Origin of the sequence: Parendozoicomonas verongulae, assembly GCF_009711465.1 — a bacterium.
Classification (GTDB): Bacteria; Pseudomonadota; Gammaproteobacteria; order Pseudomonadales; family Endozoicomonadaceae; genus Sansalvadorimonas; species Sansalvadorimonas verongulae.
Genome location: NZ_SMME01000831.1, coordinates 30,602 through 31,573, shown reverse-complemented (window position 1 = coordinate 31,573; position 972 = coordinate 30,602). Strand labels below are relative to the sequence as shown.

Annotated in this window: 1 protein-coding gene; it reads right to left on the bottom strand. The window is 43.3% G+C overall.

What is annotated here, in order from left to right:
• Positions 1–149: 149 nt before the first annotated feature.
• The gene (locus tag E1189_RS11690) at positions 150–863 is read right to left on the bottom strand and encodes a hypothetical protein (protein WP_155160511.1); all 714 of its coding nucleotides are present in this window, start codon (positions 861–863) and stop codon (positions 150–152) included.
• Positions 864–972: the final 109 nt, after the last annotated feature.

Sequence of the window (972 nt, the reverse complement as noted above, 5' to 3'; positions counted from 1 at the left end):
TTTGTTTTCGAACATTGGTAAAACCAATGTATTTATATGAGTATGGTGAGGCAGTAAAAGTTTAAAACTGGTTAGAGTCACTGACAGGGCTGTTAAACGTTCAATTGGGGGAGGTCATCATACGCAATAATAGCTCTCGTTCCTTTAGCCTAGGGTTCATCTTTCTTCAGTTTCTGTTGGCGGGACTCAAGCTTGTTGGCCTGATCAAAGAGTAATGCCGATGTCTGTCTGAACTCGTGCGCTTTTTTCTCTTCGATACCAAAAGTTTCCAGATCAAGTTGTGGCCATGTGGTTAAAAAATGGAAGCAGTGAGCCAGTTGATTAAGACAAGATGCATTTGTGCCTCCACTGCTCTCCACCGCAAGCGCAGCGCAATTGAACGCTTTCCCCAAAATGGGCAAATCTTCGGGCAACATTTCCTCAACACCTATTAATTGCTTAAAGTGATAAATGCTCAAAGATAAATAGGTTTCAGTGGATAATGCGATGCCCTCTTTATCGTTGGTGGTATGAGTAAAGGTATTCCGGGCCGTTTGGCAGGGCTGTGGGTATCGTCGTAAAAGTGAGTGGTGACCAGCTCTTCTTGCTCTTCTTGGGAACGGAGAGCATTTTATAGAGCGGGTATCAAGCGCAGGCCCACTTGACTTTTTTTGTTTGAGAGAAGGAAATGTCAGCTGGAATTGGCTGCCTGCTCTATAGTCTGATTTTGCATACAATGTCTTAAATCGATGACTACTCAAAAATGAATTGACTAGTAGATCAACAAATAAGGCTTCCTTGTCATCTTGTTTGTCAGAAGGAGGTGTCTGCTGGGATTGGCTGCCCGCTCCATAGTTTGGTTTTACATTCACACGTTGAATCATCCTGCGTGACTCCTTTGTTTGAGGGTATTGGTGAAACCTATGCATTGATAGGGACTATGGTGAGACAACAAAGGTTCAAAACTGGTCACAATCACTGACAGGGCTATTT